Annotated in this window: 18 protein-coding genes; 8 read left to right on the top strand and 10 right to left on the bottom strand. The window is 61.9% G+C overall.

Annotation, left to right across the window (positions count from 1 at the left end; all coding sequences use genetic code 11):
- The first annotated feature begins 50 nt into the window (after positions 1–50).
- The 3 genes from GDV60_RS25015 (at position 51) to fdhA (ending at position 3,082) form a co-directional block, all read left to right on the top strand.
- The gene (locus GDV60_RS25015) at positions 51–683 is read left to right on the top strand and encodes a sarcosine oxidase subunit gamma (RefSeq protein WP_159909026.1); all 633 of its coding nucleotides are present in this window, start codon (positions 51–53) and stop codon (positions 681–683) included.
- Positions 684–825: 142 nt separating this feature from the next.
- Positions 826–1,683 (top strand): formyltetrahydrofolate deformylase, encoded by an 858-nt coding sequence (gene purU, locus GDV60_RS25010; protein WP_159909024.1) that lies wholly within the window; start codon positions 826–828, stop codon positions 1,681–1,683.
- A gap of 199 nt (positions 1,684–1,882) precedes the next feature.
- On the top strand, positions 1,883–3,082 hold the full coding sequence (fdhA, locus tag GDV60_RS25005; RefSeq protein WP_029296959.1) for a formaldehyde dehydrogenase, glutathione-independent: 1,200 nt from the start codon (positions 1,883–1,885) through the stop codon (positions 3,080–3,082).
- Between the two features lie 162 nt (positions 3,083–3,244).
- On the opposite strand, the gene GDV60_RS25000 is transcribed toward fdhA, so the two are convergent.
- Complete coding sequence (locus GDV60_RS25000; protein WP_029296957.1) at positions 3,245–3,703, bottom strand: anti-sigma factor domain-containing protein; 459 nt, start codon at positions 3,701–3,703, stop codon at positions 3,245–3,247.
- Between the two features lie 182 nt (positions 3,704–3,885).
- Between GDV60_RS25000 and GDV60_RS24995 the strand changes: the two genes are divergently transcribed.
- A complete protein-coding gene (locus GDV60_RS24995) occupies positions 3,886–4,455 on the top strand; it encodes a DUF2780 domain-containing protein (protein WP_029296955.1) in 570 nt (189 codons plus the stop codon).
- Here GDV60_RS24995 and GDV60_RS24990 read toward each other — a convergent pair.
- Positions 4,452–5,339 carry an acyltransferase gene (locus GDV60_RS24990; protein ID WP_159909022.1) on the bottom strand — a complete coding sequence of 296 codons (888 nt, stop codon included), beginning with the start codon at positions 5,337–5,339 and terminating at the stop codon, positions 4,452–4,454. The two genes, GDV60_RS24995 and GDV60_RS24990, sit on opposite strands and share 4 nt — an antisense overlap.
- Before the next feature lie 175 nt (positions 5,340–5,514).
- Between GDV60_RS24990 and GDV60_RS24985 the strand changes: the two genes are divergently transcribed.
- Genes GDV60_RS24985 through creD form a run of 4 tightly spaced genes read left to right on the top strand, consistent with a single transcriptional unit; the run spans position 5,515 to position 9,600 of the window.
- On the top strand, positions 5,515–6,015 hold the full coding sequence (locus GDV60_RS24985) for an ATP-dependent zinc protease (RefSeq protein ID WP_029296952.1): 501 nt from the start codon (positions 5,515–5,517) through the stop codon (positions 6,013–6,015).
- 58 nt (positions 6,016–6,073) lie between these two features.
- Complete coding sequence (creB, locus tag GDV60_RS24980; RefSeq protein ID WP_159909020.1) at positions 6,074–6,751, top strand: two-component system response regulator CreB; 678 nt, start codon at positions 6,074–6,076, stop codon at positions 6,749–6,751.
- A complete protein-coding gene (gene creC, locus GDV60_RS24975) occupies positions 6,751–8,190 on the top strand; it encodes a two-component system sensor histidine kinase CreC (RefSeq protein WP_159909018.1) in 1,440 nt (479 codons plus the stop codon). The genes creB and creC overlap by 1 nt, the downstream gene beginning before the upstream one ends.
- Positions 8,191–8,241: 51 nt before the next feature.
- Complete coding sequence (gene creD, locus GDV60_RS24970) at positions 8,242–9,600, top strand: cell envelope integrity protein CreD (RefSeq protein WP_029296947.1); 1,359 nt, start codon at positions 8,242–8,244, stop codon at positions 9,598–9,600.
- Between the two features lie 331 nt (positions 9,601–9,931).
- On the opposite strand, the gene GDV60_RS24965 is transcribed toward creD, so the two are convergent.
- The 8 genes from GDV60_RS24965 to GDV60_RS24935 form a co-directional block, all read right to left on the bottom strand.
- A complete protein-coding gene (locus GDV60_RS24965; protein WP_159909016.1) occupies positions 9,932–10,561 on the bottom strand; it encodes a glutathione S-transferase family protein in 630 nt (209 codons plus the stop codon).
- 164 nt (positions 10,562–10,725) lie between these two features.
- Complete coding sequence (locus GDV60_RS26980; RefSeq protein ID WP_256679346.1) at positions 10,726–10,905, bottom strand: hypothetical protein; 180 nt, start codon at positions 10,903–10,905, stop codon at positions 10,726–10,728.
- On the bottom strand, positions 10,902–12,005 hold the full coding sequence (locus GDV60_RS24960; protein ID WP_159909014.1) for a PepSY domain-containing protein: 1,104 nt from the start codon (positions 12,003–12,005) through the stop codon (positions 10,902–10,904). Before GDV60_RS24960 ends, GDV60_RS26980 begins: the two co-directional genes overlap by 4 nt.
- A gap of 72 nt (positions 12,006–12,077) precedes the next feature.
- Positions 12,078–14,507, bottom strand: coding sequence for a TonB-dependent siderophore receptor (locus GDV60_RS24955; protein ID WP_159909012.1), 2,430 nt, complete (start codon positions 14,505–14,507; stop codon positions 12,078–12,080).
- 440 nt (positions 14,508–14,947) lie between these two features.
- The gene (locus GDV60_RS24950) at positions 14,948–15,928 is read right to left on the bottom strand and encodes a FecR domain-containing protein (RefSeq protein ID WP_092230946.1); all 981 of its coding nucleotides are present in this window, start codon (positions 15,926–15,928) and stop codon (positions 14,948–14,950) included.
- Positions 15,925–16,443, bottom strand: a complete 519-nt coding sequence (locus GDV60_RS24945; protein WP_070994528.1) for an RNA polymerase sigma factor — start codon at positions 16,441–16,443, stop codon at positions 15,925–15,927. The genes GDV60_RS24950 and GDV60_RS24945 overlap by 4 nt, the downstream gene beginning before the upstream one ends.
- Before the next feature lie 129 nt (positions 16,444–16,572).
- Positions 16,573–17,280, bottom strand: a complete 708-nt coding sequence (locus GDV60_RS24940) for a PolC-type DNA polymerase III (RefSeq protein ID WP_159909010.1) — start codon at positions 17,278–17,280, stop codon at positions 16,573–16,575.
- Entirely contained in the window at positions 17,277–19,199 is a 1,923-nt protein-coding gene (locus tag GDV60_RS24935; protein WP_159909008.1) for a putative nucleotidyltransferase substrate binding domain-containing protein, read from the bottom strand. The genes GDV60_RS24940 and GDV60_RS24935 overlap by 4 nt, the downstream gene beginning before the upstream one ends.
- Positions 19,200–19,245 lie beyond the last annotated feature (46 nt).

Raw genomic sequence — 19,245 nt, 5'->3', positions numbered from 1 at the left:
GCCCGCGATGGCGCCAGTAGATTCACCACAGAATTCAAGAAAGGTGCTTTATGACCGCAGCCAATGTGTACCAACAACGCCCCACCGCCGGCGCCAAGGCCGAGTCGTCGCTGCACCATGCCGACCTCGCCAGCCTGGCCGGCAAGGGCCGCAAGAACGCCGGCGTGACCGTGCGTGAAAAGAAACTCCTTGGCCACCTGACCCTCCGTGGCGATGGCCATGACGCCGCGTTTGCCGCTGGCGTACACAAGGCTCTGGGCATCGAGTTGCCCGGCGCCCTGACGGTGATCGTCAACGGTGAAACCAGCCTACAATGGCTCGGCCCGGATGAGTGGCTGCTGGTGGTGCCTAGCGGTGAAGAGTTCGCTGCCGAGCAAAACCTGCGTGCCGCGCTGGGGGATTTGCATATCCAGATCGTCAATGTCAGCGGCGGCCAGCAGATCCTCGAACTCAGCGGCCCGAACGTGCGCGATGTGCTGATGAAGTCCACCAGCTACGACGTGCACCCCGACAACTTCCCGGTGGGCAAGGCGGTGGGCACGGTGTTTGCCAAGTCGCAACTGGTGATCCGGCATACGGCCGAGGACACGTGGGAGCTGCTGATTCGGCGCAGCTTCTCGGATTACTGGTGGTTGTGGTTGCAGGACGCGGCGGCCGAATATGGCCTGAATGTCCAAGCCTGACATGACCCTGTAGGGGCGAGCTTGCTCGCGAAAGACGTCAACGAAAACGCGCGCATCCTGAATGAACGCGGTGCCCTTGGATTTTTCGCGAGCAAGCTCGCTCCTACAGTAAGCAGCATCGCTGTATGAGGAGTTAACTGTAATGAGCCGCGCACCCGATACATGGATTTTGACCGCCGATTGCCCCAGCGTGCTCGGCACGGTGGACGCGGTCACCCGCTATCTGTTCGAGCAGGGCTGCTACGTCACCGAGCACCACTCGTTCGATGACCGCCTCTCGGGGCGCTTTTTTATCCGCGTGGAATTCCGTCAACCCGACGGCTTCGACGAACAGGGTTTTCGCAACGGCCTGGCCACCCGTGGCGAAGCCTTTGGGATGATTTTCGAGCTGACGGCGCCTAATTACCGGCCAAAAGTGGTGATCATGGTCTCCAAGGCCGATCACTGCCTCAACGACCTGTTGTATCGCCAGCGCATCGGCCAGCTGTCGATGGACGTGGTCGCGGTGGTGTCCAACCACCCTGATCTCAAGCCCCTGGCCGACTGGCACCAGATTCCCTACTACCATTTCCCCCTCGATCCCAACGACAAACCGTCCCAGGAGCGTCAGGTGTGGCAGGTGATTGAAGAGGCCGGCGCCGAGCTGGTGATCCTTGCGCGCTACATGCAAGTGCTGTCGCCGGAGCTGTGCCGCAAGCTCGATGGCAAGGCGATCAATATCCATCACTCGTTGCTGCCGGGGTTCAAGGGCGCCAAGCCGTATCACCAGGCCTACAACAAAGGGGTGAAGCTGGTCGGCGCCACTGCGCACTACATCAACAACGACCTGGACGAAGGCCCGATCATCGCCCAGGGCGTGGAGGTGGTGGACCACAGTCATTACCCCGAGGATTTGATTGCCAAGGGGCGGGATATCGAAGGGCTGACCTTGGCCCGGGCGGTGGGGTATCACATTGAGCGGCGGGTGTTTTTGAACGCCAATCGAACGGTGGTGCTCTGATGGACGCCTTCGCGAGCAAGCCCGCTCCCACATTTGACCGTGTTCCAAAGTTGGAATGCAGTCGAATGTGGGAGCGGGCTTGCTCGCGAAGAGGCCCTCACTAACAGCGCAAAAAACAGCATCTGCAACCCGAGCACTTAAACGCGCAGCCCAACCCAAGGGCTACGCAGTTCCATAAAAACAACAGCGAGGTGAAAGCATGTCTGGTAATCGTGGTGTCGTGTATCTCGGCAACGGTCAGGTCGAAGTACAGAAAATCGACTATCCCAAAATGCAGGACCCCCGTGGCAGGAAGATTGAGCACGGCGTCATCCTGCGCGTGGTCTCCACCAATATCTGCGGCTCCGACCAACACATGGTGCGCGGCCGCACCACCGCCCAGACCGGCCTGGTACTGGGCCATGAAATCACCGGCGAGGTGATCGAGAAGGGCAGTGATGTCGAGAACCTGAAACTCGGCGACCTGGTATCGGTGCCCTTCAACGTTGCTTGCGGGCGCTGCCGTTCCTGCAAGGAGCAACACACCGGCGTATGCCTGACCGTCAACCCGGCCCGTGCCGGTGGTGCCTACGGCTATGTGGACATGGGTGACTGGACCGGCGGCCAGGCCGAGTACGTGCTGGTGCCGTATGCCGATTTCAACCTGCTCAAGCTGCCGGATCGCGACAAGGCCATGGAGAAAATCCGCGACCTGACGTGCCTCTCCGACATCCTGCCGACCGGCTATCACGGTGCAGTCACCGCCGGCGTTGGCCCTGGCAGTACTGTCTACATTGCAGGCGCCGGTCCGGTTGGCCTGGCTGCTGCGGCCTCCGCTCGCCTGCTGGGTGCGGCGGTGGTGATCATTGGTGACGTCAACACCATCCGCCTGGCCCATGCCAAGGCCCAGGGTTTTGAAGTGGTCGACCTGTCCACCGACACCCCGCTGCACGAACAGATTGCCGCGCTGCTCGGCGAGCCGGAAGTGGACTGTGCTGTTGACTGTGTGGGCTTTGAAGCGCGCGGTCATGGGCACGACGGTGTCAAGGCGGAAGCCCCGGCCACGGTACTCAACTCACTGATGGGCGTGGTGCGCGTCGCAGGCAAGATCGGCATCCCCGGCCTGTACGTCACCGAAGATCCGGGCGCGGTGGACGCTGCCGCGAAAATGGGCAGCCTGAGCATTCGCTTCGGCCTGGGCTGGGCCAAGTCCCACAGCTTCCACACCGGCCAGACCCCGGTGATGAAGTACAACCGCCAGTTGATGCAGGCGATCATGTGGGACCGCATCAACATCGCCGAAATCGTCGGCGTACAGGTGATCAGCCTGGACGACGCACCACGCGGTTATGGCGAGTTCGATGCCGGTGTGCCGAAGAAGTTTGTGATTGACCCGCACAAGCTGTTCAGCGCGGCGTAATCAAAGCCCCTGATAGCCCGTGTGGGAGCGGGCTGATGTGGGAGCCGGGCTTGCCCGCGATGGCAGCACCTCGGTCTATCTGAAACACCGAGTCGATGCAATCGCAGGCAAGCCAGCTCCCACACCCGTCTGCTCCCACATTGGTTGTGTTGTGTTTGAGCGTTAGCGAATTGCCAGCGCGCCCTGGTACACCGTCGGGCCGGTAGGCTGCTTGCTCACCGAGCCACCCTTGGTTTCCGAACTGACCATCAACTCGACCGGCTGGCTGATGGTTTCCTGTTGGCGCGGATTCAGGCCGATGATGCCTTTGCCATCCTCCGGCAACAGACCCAGGGATACCGGCGTGCCGCCCGCAGGCAGGGCCCACAGTTCGAGGCTGCGGTCCGGCTCCGGCGCAGTGGCCGCAATCGGTTGGACTTCCAGGTAATCCTTGTGCGCCATGATTTGCGCAGCCGGTTGTTGGGTGGTGCTGACCAGGGTCGCGGCGGACTTCACGCTGTCCTGTGTGTAGAGCGCGCCGCCGATACCGGCAACCACCACCACGCAGACGCCGATGAACAGGCGCGGGCGGGTCCAGAATGAGGGCTTGTGCTCGATCACTGGGGGTTGGGACGCAGTCATAAGGCTCTTCCTGACAAGTTTTGTAGTGTGTTGATTGACCCTGTGGCGGGCGATGGGTTCCTAGTGGCAGTTTGATGGTGTGGGGCTTTGGGGCATTTCTGAACAAATCTGTGGTGTGGAACAACCTATTGGATGCTGAGTCCAACGGCTGCTTCAGCTCCTAAATTTACGAGGTTGTCTCGATGAAGATTTCACGCGGTTTTGCCCTGTCCTGCCTTCTGACCGTGGCGGCCAGCCCGGTGTTTGCAGCAGGCTTCAGCCTGGGCGATGTGGCCAACGCCGTCGCCGGTGCCCAGGGTACCAACAAGGCCGCCGCCGCTGCGCCAACGTCACAGACCGCCGGCCTGTTGGGCGCTTTGACCAAGCAGTTGAATGTCACCCCGGAGCAGGCTGTCGGTGGTACCGGCGCCATGTTGGGCCTGGCCAAGAACCAACTCAGCAGCACTGACTATTCGCAGTTGGGCAAAAGCGTACCGGGCCTGGACAAGCTGTCGGGTAGCAACGCATTGGGCAGCCTGGGCGCCCTGAGCGGCATGCTCGGCCAAACCGGTGGCAGCAAGACCAGCGGCCTCGATGGCCTGCTGGGTAACGTCAAGGACACCAACGACCTGAACACCGCGTTCAGCGCCTTGGGCATGGACAGCGGCATGATCGGCCAGTTTGCCCCGGTGATCCTGCAATACCTGGGCGGCCAGGGGGCCGACAGTTCATTGCTTGGCAAGCTGGCCCAGGCCTGGGGTACCGGCAGCTAAGGCCGTTCGGCGCGCAGTTGGGCGATGCGCGCATCCTTCTCCATCCAGAGCTGGTTGACCCAGTTCTGGACGCTCTGGCGAAACGCCGGATCATTCTCGTAATCCCCCCGCCACAACGCTGGATCCAGCTCGCGGGTGCGGATATCCACGATCACGCGGGGCACCGCGCCGCTGATCAAATCCCAGAACCCCGGAATCTTCTCCTGTGGATACACCACGGTCACGTCGAGGATCGCATCCAGCTGTTCGCCCATTGCCGCCAGCACAAACGCCACGCCACCGGCCTTGGGCTTGAGCAGGCGGGTGAAAGGTGAGCCCTGTTGGGCACGCTTGGCTTCGGTGAAGCGCGTGCCTTCCAGGTAGTTGACCACCGTCACCGGCTGGCGCTTGAACAGCTCGCAGGCCTGTTTGGTGATCTTCAGGTCCTGGCCCGCCAGTTCCGGGTGCTTGGCCAGGAACGCCTTGCTGTAGCGCTTCATGAACGGGTAGTCCAGGGCCCACCAGGCCAGGCCCAGGAACGGTACCCAGATCAGTTCCTTTTTCAGGAAGAACTTGAAGAACGGCGTGCGCCGGTTGAGGGTCTGGATCAGCGCCGGGATATCCACCCAGGATTGGTGGTTGCTGATCACCAGGTACGAGGTGTCGCCGCGCAGGCCCGTATCGCCGCGAATATCCCATTGGGTGGGGATGCACCAGGCGAAGATCAGCTTGTCGATCTCGGCCCAGGTCTCGGCGATCCACATCACTGCGGCTGAGGCGTAGTCCCGTGAACGACCGGGCGCCACCAGCTTGAGCAGGGCGAAGACCAGCAGGGGGCCGATCAGGATCAGCGTGTTGAGTAACAGCAGCAGTGTGACGAAACAGCCGGTGAGCAGGCGGCGCATAAGGAACTCTTGCAAGCGGTTGGACGGGCCATGATAAGCAGCTTGAGTCTAGAGGCCAAATCGCAAATGGCCTGACGAATGTTTCACTTTGTGTTGCGTATGCTGGGTAACGATTCAACTTTGGGCTGCGTTTGCAGTCTAGTATTCGCCTACTTACCTCAAGGAATCCTCCTACGTGAAATCTCTCCTTGCCCTATTAGCCGTGGTGGCCCTGCCGGTCATGGCCGCCGAACCGACCCTGTACGGGCGCTACGAATACATCCAACTGCCGGAGATCGGCGAGACCTTCAAGGCCAAGATGGACACCGGCGCGCTGACCGCGTCGCTGTCGGCCCGTGACATCGAGACCTTCACCCGCGATGGCGAGGACTGGGTGCGCTTCCGCCTCAGCGGCAAGGATGTGAGCAACAAGGTCTACGAACACAAAGTGGCGCGCATCAGCAAGATCAAGAACCGCGCCGACGAAGACGAAGACGGCGAAGAAACCAGCGTGGCCAAGCGCCCGGTGGTGGATCTGGAGATGTGCCTGGGCAACGTCAAGCGCACCGTCGAAGTCAACCTCACCGACCGCAGCAGTTTCAACTACCCGCTGTTGATCGGCGCCAAGGCCCTGCGTGAATTCGGCGCCGCCGTGAACCCGGCTCGCCGCTACACCGCCGACAAACCCGACTGCTGATTGACGCCGCATAAGGCATGGGGCACCGTTCACCTTTAGCTCCCAGTGCTCGGACGCCATGCCCCATATCCTGATTGTCGAAGACGAAGCGGCCATTGCCGATACGCTGATTTTTGCCCTGCAAGGCGAAGGCTTCACCACCACCTGGCTGACCCTCGGCCAGGCCGCGCTGGAGCATCAACGGCAGACCCCGGCAGACCTGCTGATCCTCGACATCGGCCTGCCGGACATCAGCGGTTTTGAAACCTGTAAGCAACTGCGCCGTTTCAGCGAAGTGCCGGTGATGTTCCTCAGTGCCCGCGACGGCGAAATCGACCGCGTGGTGGGCCTGGAAATCGGCGCCGATGATTATGTGGTCAAGCCCTTCAGCCCACGGGAAGTGGCGGCGCGGGTCAAGGCGATCCTCAAGCGTGTCGCGCCGGTTGCAGCGCCGACCAGCGGCGGGCTGTTCCAGGTGGACCACGAGCGCGTGCAGATCCACTATCGCGGGCAGTTGCTGGGCCTGACCCGGCATGAGTTCCGTTTGCTCAACTGCCTGCTGGAGCAGCCCGAGCGGGTGTTCAGCCGCGAGCAACTGCTGGATGCCGTCGGCGTGGCCGCCGATGCCGGCTACGAGCGCAATATCGACAGCCATATCAAAAGCCTGCGCAGCAAGTTGCGGGGCGTGGCCGCCGATGGCGAGCCGATCCAGACCCATCGGGGCCTGGGCTACAGCTACAGCCCGAGCCACGCCTGATGCGCATGGGGCTGCGGATTTTCCTGGTGTATGCGCTGTTCATCGGCCTGACCGGCTACTTTGTGCTCAACACGGTGATGAAGGAAATCCGCCCCGGCGTGCGCCAGTCCACCGAAGAAACCCTGGTGGACACCGCCAACCTGCTGGCGGAAATCCTGCGTGAGGACGTGAAGCACGGCACCCTCGGCCAAAGCCACTGGCCGAACGTGCTCAAGGCCTACGGCGAGCGCCAGCCCGGCGCGACGATCTGGGGGCTGGCGAAGAATCAGGTCAACCACCGTATCTATGTCACCGACGCCAAGGGCGTTGTGCTGCTGGATTCGGCAGGAGTGGCAGTGGGCCAGGACTACTCGAAATGGAACGACGTGTACCTGACCCTGCGCGGCGAATACGGCGCCCGCTCCACCCGCAGCGATGCCGAAGATCCGGCCTCGTCGGTGATGCACGTTGGCGCGCCGATCCGTGATAACGGGCAGATCATCGGCGCGGTCACGGTGGCCAAGCCCAACAGCTCGCTGCAGCCTTATGTCGACCGTACCGAGCGCCGCCTGCTGTGGTACGGCGCCGGCCTGGTGGCCCTGGGCCTGTTGCTGGGGGCGCTGTTGTCGTGGTGGCTGAGTGCTGCGCTGCGGCGCCTGACCACCTATGCCCAGGCTGTCAGCGAAGGGCGGCGCGCCGAGTTGCCGCACTATCGCGGCGGTGAGTTGGAGCAGCTGTCCACGGCGGTGGAGCACATGCGCACGCAACTGGAAGGCAAGGCCTATGTCGAGCGTTACGTGCACACCTTGACCCACGAACTGAAAAGCCCCCTGGCCGCGATCCGGGGTGCGGCGGAGTTGTTGCAGGGTGAAATGACTGCGGCCCAGCAGCAGCGCTTTGTCGGCAATATCGCCAGCGAGAGCGCACGTCTGCAGCAGTTGATCGAGCGCCTGTTGAACCTGGCCCAGGTCGAGCAGCGCCAAGGGTTGGAGCAGCAAGCCACGGTGCCTTTGGCCGCGTTGGTGGATGAAGTCCTCAAGGCGCAATGCGCGCGGATCGAACAGGCCGGGTTGCAGGTCGAGCGTCTGATCGAGGCGGATGTAAAGCTGTATGGCGAGCCATTCTTGCTGCGCCAGGCCTTGGGCAACCTGCTGGAAAACGCCCTGGACTTTACCCCGCCCGGCGGCATTCTGCGCTTTAGCGCCCAGGTGCGGCATCACGATGTCGATGTGTGCCTGTTCAACCAGGCCGAGCCGATCCCCGAATACGCCCTGCCACGCCTGAGCGAGCGGTTCTACTCCCTGCCGCGCCCGGCCAGCGGGCGCAAAAGCACCGGCCTGGGCCTGAACTTTGTCGAAGAGGTGATGAAGCTGCACGGCGGCTCATTGCAGATCGGCAACGTGCCGGACGGGGTGCAAGTGGTGCTGCATCTCCACACAGTCTCCACATTGCCCTCATAAATCCCCCACAGGCTGGCGCCAGACTCTCCCCATCAAAACAGGGAGATACTCATGAACCGCAGCCTGCTATTCAAACTGGGCGCCATTGCGCTGCTGATCCTGCTATTGCTGATTCCGTTGCTGATGATCAGCGGCATCATCAACGAGCGCCAGGCGCTACGCGACGGCGTATTGATGGACATTGCCCGCAGTTCCAGCTACAGCCAGCAGGTGAGCGGGCCGTTGATGGTGGTGCCGTATCGCAAGACCGTGCGTGAGTGGAAGCTCAATGAAAAGCTCAACAAACGCTATGAAGTGCTCAGCGAAGAGCAAGGCCGCCTGTACTTCCTGCCAGAACATTTCGAGCTCGACGGCAAGGTGCAAACCGAACTGCGGGCACGGGGGATTTACCAGGCGCGGCTGTTCCATGCCGACAACCGTATCAGTGGCCGCTTTGTGCTGCCGGCGCAGATGGGGATCAAGGAAGACTTTGCCGATTACACGTTTGAACAGGCGTTCCTGGCCGTGGGGATCAGCGACATTCGCGGGATCGAAAACGCCCTGAAACTGGAGCTGGGCAGCCAACGCCTGGAGTTCGCCCCGGGCACCCAAGTGAGTTTCCTTGGCGCCGGGGTGCATGTCCCGCTGCCCGCCCAGGACAGCAAGAACCCTGCGCCGCTGGACTTCGCGTTCGATCTGCGGCTGCAAGGTACCGAGCAATTGCAAGTGCTGCCGGTGGGCAAGACCAGTGTGGTCAAGCTGGCGTCCAACTGGCCCCACCCAAGCTTTGTCGGCAACTTCCTGCCGGTGCAGCGCGAGATCAACGACCAAGGGTTCAGCGCCAACTGGCAGACCTCATTTTTCTCCACCAACCTTGAAGAGTCGTTGTACGGCTGCGTGGTCGCCAGTCGCTGCGACGACTTCAACCAGCGCAGCTTCGGCGTGAACTTTATCGACCCGGTGGACCAGTACCTCAAGAGCGACCGTGCGATCAAATATGCGCTGCTGTTTATCGCCCTGACGTTCGCCGGCTTCTTCCTGTTCGAAGTGCTCAAGAGCCTGGCGGTGCACCCGATCCAGTACGCGTTGGTGGGGGTGGCCCTGGCGTTTTTCTACCTGCTGCTGTTGTCGCTGTCCGAGCATATCGGCTTTGCCCTGGCGTACCTGATCTCGGCCAGTGCCTGTGTGTTGTTGATCGGTTTTTATGTGTGCCATGTGCTGCGCAGCGTGGCCCACGGCCTGGGATTCTCGGCGGGGTTGGCGGCGTTGTACGGCTTGCTGTACGGGCTGCTGAGTGCCGAGGATTACGCGCTGTTGATGGGCTCGTTGTTGCTGTTCGGGCTGCTGGGCACGGTGATGGTGCTGACACGCAAACTGGACTGGTATGGCGTGGGCAAGCGCAAGGCGAGTGAACAGGAGGCGATGCAATGATCGGGCTACGGGAGGACCAGCGGGAGAGGGCGCAACTGGTGGGGAAAATCAACGCACTGTTTGTGCAGTTGCGCGATGGACTTGTGGTGGTTGGAGGGCTTGCTGTGGCTAACAGGCCTGTCGTGGCAAACGGGCTTGTTGTGGCGAGCGGGCTTGCCCCGCGCTGGGCTGCGCAGCAGCCCCAACCCCAAGCACCGAGGAGTCCCTGACACACCGCATTCTGCTGGATTGGGGCTGCTACGCAGCCCAGCGCGGGGCAAGCCCGTTTGCCACAACAAGCCTGCTCGCCACAAGAGGCCTTCTCGCCACGGCAACCTGGCAGCTGCAGGCCTCAGGCAGGCGGCTGGGTCGCCAGCATCGAAGGCCGCTGGCTGACTTCGGCGTACCAGGCGGCCAGTTTGGGATTGCTCGAACGCCACTGCAGGTCCGGATGGCGAAAATCCACATAGCCCAAGGCGCAGGCGACACTGATGGCTGCGATGTCGAAATGGCAGGCCAACTCGGCGATAGCGTCCCGCTCCAGCTCGGCCAGGGTGCGGCGGATTTTGTTGCGCTGTTCTTGCAGCCAGCTTTCCCACTGCTTGTCGGTTGGGCGCAGGGCGGTTTCATAGCGCATCAATACGGCCGCATCCATGATCCCGTCGGCCATCGAGGCCAGGGTCAGGCGCCGCCAGCGGGCCGAGCCATCGCGGGGGATCAGTGGGTTGCCGACGTGCTGGTGGTCGAAGTAGTCGAGGATCACCCGGCTGTCGTGCAACACATTGCCATCGGCCAGGCGCAGGGCCGGGATCTTGCCCACGGGGTTGCCTTCGTTCAGCGCAAGGATCGGGTTGACCGGCGTGACCAGCACGGTCTCCAGGGCGACCCGGTCTTGCTGGCCGGTTTCGTGGAGCAGGACCAGGACTTTGCGGACAAACGGCGAAGCGGGGTGCTGGAACAACGTCATGCTTGGCGCGGACATGGGCAATCCTCGGAAAGGGTCGGCCATAGACTAGACAGTTGCGAGGTGACTGGCGAGGGGGATCTTGGTTGTTTTTGCGAGCCTCATCGCAGGCAAGCCAGCTCCGACATTTGACGGTGTTCACACATCAAACTGTGGGAGCTGGCTTGCCTGTGATAGCGTCCTCAAGGCCGCCGCATCAACCCCCACACACCGATAAGTGCTGGTATCCCCAAGCCCACCCAGCTCAACGAATCCCAAACCCCATCCCCCAACAGCGCCGCAAACAACCCCCCGGCACTGAGCAGCCCGATTGCCAGCGGCACCCCGAACACCTTCCAGAAATTCGATTGCCGCGGCCTCATGGCTTGGCCGCCTTGCGCCGCACCAGCCACAGGTACACACCGCTGCCCAGCACGATGATGGTCAGCACATCCAGCACCGCCCAGAGGATTTTCATCGGCATGCCGCCATAGTCGCCAAAGTGCAAGGGCTGGGACATGCCCATGGCGTCCATGTACCACGGCCGCCCGGCCACGGCGGTGACGCTCAGATCGCTGGCGTCGATCAGCACCGGCGTCAGCAGGTGCGAGGTCAGGTGTTTGCTGCCTTTCATGAACACCGCGTAATGGTGCTCGCTGGAAAACCGCGTGCCGGGGAACGCAATAAAGTCCGGGGTCATTCCCGGCGCGACCTGTTCGGCGATTTTCAGCAGGTCAGTGGCCGGCGCCCGCAAGGTCAGCGGCGGTGCGTTCTTGTAGGGTTCGATCATCGCGGTGAGGCTGTCATTGCGCCAGGCGGCGATGATCAGGTCGGCACAGGCGCTGATCACCCCGGTGACGCCCACCACCAGCGCCCAGGTCAGGGTGACGACGCCGATCAGGTTATGCAGGTCCAGCCAGCGCAGGCGCGTGGATTTGTCCTGGCGCACGGTGGCGAACTTCAAACGCCGCATGAACGGCAGGTACAACACCGTGCCGGAAATGATCGCGACCACAAACAGTACACCCATGAACGCCAGCAGCAACTTGCCCGGCAGCCCGGCGAACATATCCACATGCAGGCGCAGCAGGAACATCGTCAAGCCGCCATTGGCCGAAGGCATCTCCACACTGTCCCCGGTGCGCGCGTCCAGCATGAAGGTGTGCGACGAATTGGGCTCGGTCCCGGCGGTGGCCGCCATGATTGCAATCACGCCGTTCTTGTCGTCTTCGTCCCAGGCCAGGTACTGCATGGCTTCGCCAGGACGATGGGCCTGGGCCTTGGCCACCAGTTGCTCAAGGTTGAGCTGCGGGGTATCGGCCGGCATCTGCTTGAGCTCGGGCTCGTTGCCCAGCAAGTGATCGATCTCATGGTGAAAGATCAACGGCAGGCCGGTCAGCGCCAGCATCAGCAGGAATACGGTGCAGATCAGGCTGGTCCAGGTGTGGATGAAGGACCAGCGGCGGATGGTTGTGCTTTTCATTTCATAGCCTTCAGACAAGCCAAAGCCGCCCACGGGAGGCGGCCTGGCTGTGGAGCAGGTTAGCTCAGTGCATTACCACTGGTAGGTGGCGCTGGCGACGACGCTGCGTTGATCACCGTAGTAGCAGTAGGAGGCATCACAGGTGGAGATGTACTGCTTATCGAACAGGTTGGTGGCGTTCAGTTTTACCGAAGCACCTTTGAGGCTATTGTTCAGGCGGCCCAAGTCGTAATGCACTGCACCGTCGAACACCGTGTAAGCATCGGCTTTACCCAGCCAGGTGTTGGCTTGGTCGCCATAGGTATTTCCGGTGTAGCGGGCACCAAAGCCGATGCCGAAACCGTCGAGCACGCCGTCGTGCCAGGTGTAGTCGGTCCACAACGAGGCTTGTTGATTTGGCATCAGTTGCAGGCGGTTGCCTTTGTAGGTGCCTGTCTGCACCTCCGACTTGGCCAGGGTGTAGGCAGCGATGACCTTGAGGTTCTCGGTTACATCAGAGATGGCTTCCAGCTCCAGGCCCTTGACCTTCACTTCGCCGGCCTGGTCGGTGATCGACTCGCCACCCGAGCCAAATCGAGTGACCAGTACGTTTTTCTGGGTCAGGTCGTAAATCGCTGCGCTGAGCAGTGTGTTACTGCCGGGGGGCTGGTACTTGACCCCCAATTCCCATTGCTTGCCTTCGGTGGGTTTGTACGACTTGACCGGGTCGGCGCTGGCGTTGCTCGCTGGCTGGAATGATTCGGCGTAGGACAGGTACGGTACAAAGCCCGAGTCGAACACGTAGCTCAGTGCAGCATTGCCGCTGAAGTTTTTGCTGCGGTCAGTGTTGGTCGCGTCGCTCTTATTGAGGTACGTGGTGCCTTGATGTACCCAGTCTTCACGTCCACCGAGGGTCAGGCGCCATTTATCCAGGGCCATCTGGTCTTGCACGTAGAGGCCCGTCTGCACGGTTTTCTGGTCGTAGTCGTAGTACGCATCCTTACGCGCTGGACGCTCGATTGGTTGCCCATAAACCGGTTTGTAGATGTTAGTAGTCCCGGCGCCGCCGAAAATGGACAGGTAAGAGGAGTCAGTGCGCTGATGATCCAGGCCGATCAGCACAGTGTGGTTGATATTGCCGGTAGCGAAGTCAGCCTGGAAATTGTTGTCCACGGCAAACTGAGCGATGTCCTCGTCCACATTGGTCGAAGAGCGGCTGATATTGCCTTCAGCATCCACCGGGGCGTACAAGTAAGCGCCCACCGTCAGTTGCTGGAAGGACAGCTCCGACTTGGTGTAACGCAGGTTTTGCTTGAATTGCCAGGTATCGTTGAGGCGATGTTCAAAGGCATAGCCCAATGCGTAGTAGGTACGGTCGTAGAACTCGTAGTCCGGGTCACCCAGGTTCTTGTGATGGGATACTTTGCCCAGCGGTGATTTGATCTTGGTACCCACGATCGGCAGGAACTGGCTGGTGGTGCCGGTATCGTCGCGAGTGAACTGCGAGAGCAGGGTCAGCTTGGTATCGGTATCGATATTCCAGGTCAGGCTCGGCGCGATGTTATAGCGCTTGTTGTCGATGCGATCGACTTGTGTGCCGGCGTCACGCACCACGCCACTGAGGCCATAGAGGAACTGACCTTCATCATCGATCTTGCCGGTGCTGGCGAAGTTGATCTGGCGATAGTTGTCGCTGCCGTACTGCACCTGGATGGCATTGCTCGATTCTGCGCTGGGGCGTCGGCTGACCATATCCAGCAGACCGCCTGGTGGGGTCTGGCCGTAGACCGACGAGGCAGGGCCACGCAGCAGGGCGAGGCGGTCGAGGTTCCAGGTTTCTGCTTTCGGGTTGGCGTAAACGCCACGCGGCAATGGCAGGCCATCGAGGAAATGGGTGGGTTCGAAGCCTCGTACGCGCATCCAGTCGTAGCGAGTGTCACTGCCGTAGCTGGCGGAAACGATGCCGGGCATGTACTTGACCGCGTCATCCAGGTTCTGCACGTTGCGGTCCAGCATCTGCTGGCGGGTCGCTACGGAGATTGAACGTGGTGCTTCTACCAGCGCGGTATCAGTCTTGCTCCCCGCCGCCGTACGCGTAGCGACATAACCCTCCACCGGGCCCCAGGCGCTTTCATAGTTGCCCTGGCCAATGATGCTGGTCTCGGGCAGGGCAACGACACCCTCCGGAACCGGCACCAGGCTGAAGGTGCCGGCGCTGCTCTGCTCCAACTGCAAACCGCTACCGCGCAAGGCTTCACGCAGGGCGCCCTGGGCGTCGAACTGGCCCTTGACCGGGGCCGAGGTCTTGCCTGCGGCCAGTGCTGGGTTGAGGGTCAATGCCAGGCCGGCCTGGCTGGCGATCTGGTTCAGGGTGCTCGCCAGGGGCGCGGCAGGCAGGTTGTAGGCGCGCACGCTGGACGCCTGTTCGGCGGCGATCAGCGCAGTGCTGGCCAGCGGGGCGCTGAGGGCAATGGCCACGGCTAACAGGCTGGGGCGCAACAAGGTGTCTAGCATGCGGGACATACGGCGGCTCCTGAATGGAAATATTTCTCAATTGCCTGTGTGCCGAGCGAGAATCAAAAAGTGATAGGGCTGTGGGGAAATATTTTTTGTCTGGGAGGAAATGGAGGGCTTTGAGGGCCTTATCGCCGCATAGGTATCTGCACAACTTTCAGAAACTGACGAACTTTCCTGTGGCGAGCGGGCTTGCCCCGCGCTGGGCTGCGAAGCAGCCCTAAACCCGGCCATCGTGGTTTATCTGAAGAAACGCGGCGGGCTTTTTGGGGCTGCTTCGCAGCCCAGCGCGGGGCAAGCCCGCTCGCCACAACTGCGCTATCTGCCTGGATTTAAGCGTTGCGGCAAAGTTGTGTAGATACCGATGCTTATCGCCGGCAAGCCAGCTCCCACATTTTTGAATTGTGAACACCCTCAAGTGTAGGCGCTGGCTTGCCTGCGATAGGGCCCTAAGGCTTACCCGTAACCTTTGGCACCACCGTCACCCACCACGGCGTACGCTGCTGGATCTGCACTGGCAGGGTTGGCAGCAGCGCATTCAAGGCCAGGTCGGTGTCCTGCAACGGGAAGCTGCCGGTGATGCGCAGGTCGGCCACGTTTTTGTCCACACCCAGGTAGCCGCTGCGGTAGCGGCCGAGTTCCTCGACCACATCCGCCAGCCGTGCGTTGTCTACCACCAGCATGCCGCGGGTCCAGGCGTCGGTGCCGGGGCTGACGGTCAGCAGTGGGCCGAGGCCGTCATGGCGCATCAGCACCTGCTGGCCTTCCTTGAACACCTGCTCCTGCTGCAACGCCTCGGGCTGCGCCGCGACGGCCGACTGCAAAACGCTGAGCCGCGTACCGTCGTCCTCGCGTTTGACGATAAACCGCGTGCCCAGGGCGCGCAGGCTGCCGTCGCGGGTCTCGACGATAAAGGGGCGGGCATCGTTGTGGCCGGTCTCGACGAGGATCTCGCCGTCCTGCAACACGATCACCCGGCGTTTTTCGTCAAAGCGCACATCAATGGCGCTGTGGGTATTGAGGTTGATCAGCGTGCCATCCGCCAGTTTCAGCGTGCGCTGTTCGCCGGTGGCGGTGCGTTGGTCGGCCAGCCAATAGTTGATCGGCACGTAGCGCTGGCCGGCGAACAGCGCCAGGCCGCAGACCAGCACCACACTGGCCAGGCCGCTGCCGAGCTTGCGCACCCGCTGGCGGATGTTTTCACGCGATTGCAGCAGCGCCGCCCGCGCCGGGCCGCTGGCCACGCTGAAACGCTGATCGAGCATGCCCAGTTGGCGCCAGGCACGGGCGTGCTCATCGTTGCTGGCCAGCCATTTCCTGAATTCTTCATGCTCCACGGCACTGCGCTCCCCGGAATCGAGGGACAGTTGCCAGGCAATCGCAGCATCCAGCACGCGTGCCGAAACCGGCTTGGAGCTGATCTGAGTCACAGCGGCTCGCCATACAGTGCGATGTAGCACTGGCGAATGCCCTGGGCCAGGTACTGTCGCACCCGCGGCACGGAAACCCCCAGGCGCTGGGCGATTTCGGCGTGGCCCAGGCCATCGAGGCGGTTATAGAGGAAGGCGGCGCGGGCCTTGCTGGAGAGCTTGCCGAGCAGGCGGTCGATGGCCTTGAGGTCTTCGAGGATCAGATGCTGTTCTTGTGGGGAAGGGTGCTCGCTTTCCGGGATCAGCATCAGTTCGGTGAGGTAGGCCTGTTCCAGCGCCGCGCGGCGGAAATAGTCGAACAGCAAGCCCTTGGCGACGGCCACCAGGAAGGCCCGGGGTTCGCGCGGCTCGCGCAGTTCTTCACGGCCCAGCAGGCGCATGAAGGTGTCCTGGCTCAGGTCCTCGGCACGGCTGGGGCACGCCACGTTGCGCCGCAGCCATGCCAGCAGCCAGCCGCGATGGTCACGGTACAACGTGCCAACAAGCTCACTGTGGGGACTTTGGGCTGACGACAAGGCATCACCAATCGGCAAGTTTAAACTAACGAGAATTATTCGCGATTGTGGCAGAGGCGATGAAGCGGCGCAATTGGCGTTGGTCGGATGATGGCACCACAACCCATTCCAGGAGCCGGGTTGTGGTGTTTAGAAGGACGGGGCTTGCTTGCGACGTTTCCACTGGCTCAGGCGCTGCTGCAACAGTGCCGGGCTGTCCAGCCCTTGCTGGCGGGCACGGCTGAACAGAATCAACATCAACTCGGCAGTGGCCAGGGCATCGGCGCTGGCGTGATGGCGTTCACCGACTTGCAGGTTGAAGTGGGCGATCCAGTCATCCAGGCCCGCTTCGCGAATATGCGCTTGGGGACACAGCAGCGGCGCCAGGTCTGCCACGTCGAGGAACGGATGGGCCAGGCGATAACCCAGGCTGTCCTTGAACGCCCGGCCGAGCATGTGTTGGTCGAACGGTGCGTGGAATGCCAGCAGCGGGCTGTCGCCGACAAAATCCATGAAATCCAGCAACGCCTCGGCAGGATCGCAACCGGCGGCGATCGCACTGGGGCCCAGACCATGGATCAATACACTGGGGCTGAGTTTGGTGTGCGCCCGCAGCAAGGTGCGCTCGAACTGCTGGGAAAAGTCGATGGCACCGTCTTCGATCACCACCGCGCCAATCGACAGTACCAGGTCGCGATTGAGGTTCAGGCCGCTGGTTTCCAGGTCCAGGACCACCCAGCGCTGGTCACGCAAGGTGTTTTCGCCGAGTGCGCCGGCAGTTGGCAGTTGCGCCAGCCGTACTTGTTGATGCTCATCCAGCCCCGGCCGGTGAGGGCGTAGCCAACTGAACAGGCTCACAGCTGATACCTCAGGGCCAGGCTGCTTTGCAGGCGCTGGGCCTGGCGCAGGGATTCGCGCAGGATGCGCCGGTCCAGGTGGTTGAGGCTGTCAGGGTCGACCCGGTTGGAGTACGGCTGGTTCTCGCGGGTCTGCAACTGGTGCTGCTGCATGCGGGTTTGCTGGATAAAGTGGTAGGCCTCTTCATAGGCTGCGCCGTCCAGGCGTTCGATCACCTCTTTATCTACCAGTTGGCGTAAGCGTTCCAGGGTGTTGTTGGTGGCGATCCCATTGGCCAGGGCCAACAGGCGGGCACCGTCTACGAAAGGTGTCAGGCCCTGAACCTTGAGGTCCAGGGTGGCCTTGTCCGAGCCTTTGCGCGTCAACACAAAGTCCCGGAAGCGCCCCACCGGCGGGCGCTGGCGCAAGGCGTTCTCGGCCATCATCCGTTGGAACAGGCGGTTGTCTGCGACCTGGTCAAGAATGCCCTGGCGCAACTGGTCGCAGCCCAGTTCATCGCCCCATACCACGCGCAGATCGAAGTAGATGCTGGATCTGAGCAAGTTCTCCGGCGTCGCCTCGCGGATAAATGCGGCAAAGCGCCGGGCCCACTCGGCGCGGGACAGGCACAGCTCGGGGTTGCCGGCCATGATATTGCCTTTGCACAGGGTAAAGCCGCACAGCGCCAGGCTTTGGTTGATCTGCTGCGCCAGCGGCAACAGCAGGCCGCGGATCTCGGCCGCGTGGGCGGCGTCCCGTGCATCAAACAGGATGCCGTTGTCCTGGTCGGTATGCAGGGTCTGTTCGCGGCGGCCCTCGCTGCCGAAACACAGCCAACTGAACGGTACGCCGGGGTCGCCTTTATCGGCGATGCTCAGTTCGATCACCCGGCACACCGTGTGATCGTTGAGCAGCGTGATGATATGGGTGATCTGGGTCGAGGACGCGCCATGGGCCAGCATGCGCTCCACCAGTTGACCGATTTCGCCACGCAGCGCCACCAGGTTTTCCACCCGTGGTGCATTGCGGATGGTGCGGGCCAGGTGCACCAGGTCGACCCGTTGCAGGGAAAACAGGTCACGCTCGGACACCACGCCACACAAGCGTCGATCCTTGACCAGGCACACGTGGGCGATGTGCCGTTCGGTCATGGCGATAGCCGCGTCGAAGGCGCTGTGATCCGGGCTGAGGAAGAACGGCGCCTGGGTCATATGGCGTTCGATGGCCTGGGTGAAGTCGCTGGTGCCATCGGCCACTACGTGGCGCAGGTCACGCAGGGTGAAAATCCCCAGGGGCGCCTTGTGTTCATCGACCACCACGATGCTACCGACCTGCTGCTCATGCATCAACGTGACCGCCTCACGCAGCGGCGTCAGCGGGCTGCACGTTACCGGGTGGCGCATGGCCAATTCGCCCAGGCGGGTATTGAGTGAGTACTGGGTGCCGAGGTTTTCTACGGCTTTCTGCTGGACTTGCTGGTTGACCTGATCCAACAGGCTACTGACCCCGCGCAAGGCAAAATCGCGGAACGCCCCGGACAGCGCAAACAGCTTGATAAACGCCGGTTTATTCAATTGCAGGCAGAAGGTGTCTTCGGCGGCCTTGTGCTCGGTGCGGGTGGCCCGCTCTCCCAGCAGCGCGGCCAGGGGGAAGCATTCTCCGGTGGCGATTTCGAAGGTGGTTTCGGCCGAATCCGGGCGCTGCCCGACCACGCGGCCCTGCTTGACGATATAGAAGTGCTCCACGGGGCCCGCCGACGGTTTGAGAATGCTCTCGCCGGGGCCGTAGAAGCGCAATTGGCACTGTTCCACCAGGAACGCCAGGTGGGCGTTTTCCATCTGGTTGAAGGGCGGGAACCGTTGAAGGAATTGCAGGGTGCCGTGAATGTTCTGCAACACCGCAGTTTTCCCTGCCTGGGTGAAAGCATCAGCTTTACTCATAACCATGACCGCAGTTTTTTGTCGTTATCGTCCTTCATGGTCGACC

This window comes from Pseudomonas sp. DTU12.1 (genome assembly GCF_009873475.1).
Lineage (GTDB): Bacteria > Pseudomonadota > Gammaproteobacteria > Pseudomonadales > Pseudomonadaceae > Aquipseudomonas > Aquipseudomonas proteolytica.
The sequence above is the reverse complement of the archived record's forward strand: the minus strand, read 5'-3'. Positions and strand labels throughout refer to the sequence as shown.

Coding starts and splice junctions, on each gene's coding strand:
- GDV60_RS25015 (WP_159909026.1), top strand. CDS start 51: ATGACCGCAGCCAATGTGTACCAACAACGCCCCACCGCCGGCGCCAAG.
- purU (WP_159909024.1), top strand. CDS start 826: ATGAGCCGCGCACCCGATACATGGATTTTGACCGCCGATTGCCCCAGC.
- fdhA (WP_029296959.1), top strand. CDS start 1,883: ATGTCTGGTAATCGTGGTGTCGTGTATCTCGGCAACGGTCAGGTCGAA.
- GDV60_RS25000 (WP_029296957.1), bottom strand. CDS start 3,703: ATGACTGCGTCCCAACCCCCAGTGATCGAGCACAAGCCCTCATTCTGG.
- GDV60_RS24995 (WP_029296955.1), top strand. CDS start 3,886: ATGAAGATTTCACGCGGTTTTGCCCTGTCCTGCCTTCTGACCGTGGCG.
- GDV60_RS24990 (WP_159909022.1), bottom strand. CDS start 5,339: ATGCGCCGCCTGCTCACCGGCTGTTTCGTCACACTGCTGCTGTTACTC.
- creB (WP_159909020.1), top strand. CDS start 6,074: ATGCCCCATATCCTGATTGTCGAAGACGAAGCGGCCATTGCCGATACG.
- creC (WP_159909018.1), top strand. CDS start 6,751: ATGCGCATGGGGCTGCGGATTTTCCTGGTGTATGCGCTGTTCATCGGC.
- creD (WP_029296947.1), top strand. CDS start 8,242: ATGAACCGCAGCCTGCTATTCAAACTGGGCGCCATTGCGCTGCTGATC.
- GDV60_RS24965 (WP_159909016.1), bottom strand. CDS start 10,561: ATGTCCGCGCCAAGCATGACGTTGTTCCAGCACCCCGCTTCGCCGTTT.
- GDV60_RS26980 (WP_256679346.1), bottom strand. CDS start 10,905: ATGAGGCCGCGGCAATCGAATTTCTGGAAGGTGTTCGGGGTGCCGCTG.
- GDV60_RS24960 (WP_159909014.1), bottom strand. CDS start 12,005: ATGAAAAGCACAACCATCCGCCGCTGGTCCTTCATCCACACCTGGACC.
- GDV60_RS24955 (WP_159909012.1), bottom strand. CDS start 14,507: ATGTCCCGCATGCTAGACACCTTGTTGCGCCCCAGCCTGTTAGCCGTG.
- GDV60_RS24935 (WP_159909008.1), bottom strand. CDS start 19,199: ATGAGTAAAGCTGATGCTTTCACCCAGGCAGGGAAAACTGCGGTGTTG.